We start from the raw sequence: 378 nt of genomic DNA, 5'->3' as shown, positions 1-378 counted from the left end.
CGCGGCGCGGCTGAGGAAGTGCCGGGCCAGGGTCGGGATGTCTTCGCGACGATCCGACAGGCGCGGGATGTGGATGCGGATCACGTTGAGGCGGTGGAACAAGTCCTCGCGGAACTTGCCTTCGCTGACCAGCGCCGCCAGATCACGGTGCGTTGCGGCGATGATGCGCACGTCGATCTTGTGCGTGTCGTTGGAACCCAGCGGACGAATCTCGCCTTCCTGCAACACGCGCAGAATCTTCGCTTGCAGCGACAACGGCATGTCGCCGATTTCATCGAGGAACAGCGTGCCGCCGTCCGCTTGTTCAAAGCGACCGCGACGCAGGTTTGCCGCGCCGGTGAACGCGCCTTTCTCGTGGCCGAACAATTCTGACTGGAT

At 63.2% G+C, this 378-nt stretch carries 1 protein-coding gene; it reads right to left on the bottom strand.

The annotated features are described in order from the left end of the window. Positions 1-378, bottom strand: a 378-nt coding sequence (locus tag AAEY83_RS13170) for a sigma 54-interacting transcriptional regulator (RefSeq protein ID WP_351059422.1), incomplete at both ends; no start/stop codon positions are given.

Source organism: Psychrobacter sp. TB20-MNA-CIBAN-0197, from assembly GCF_040309765.1.
Classification (GTDB): Bacteria; Pseudomonadota; Gammaproteobacteria; order Pseudomonadales; family Moraxellaceae; genus Psychrobacter; species Psychrobacter submarinus.
This window is presented reverse-complemented; position numbering and strand designations above follow the sequence as displayed.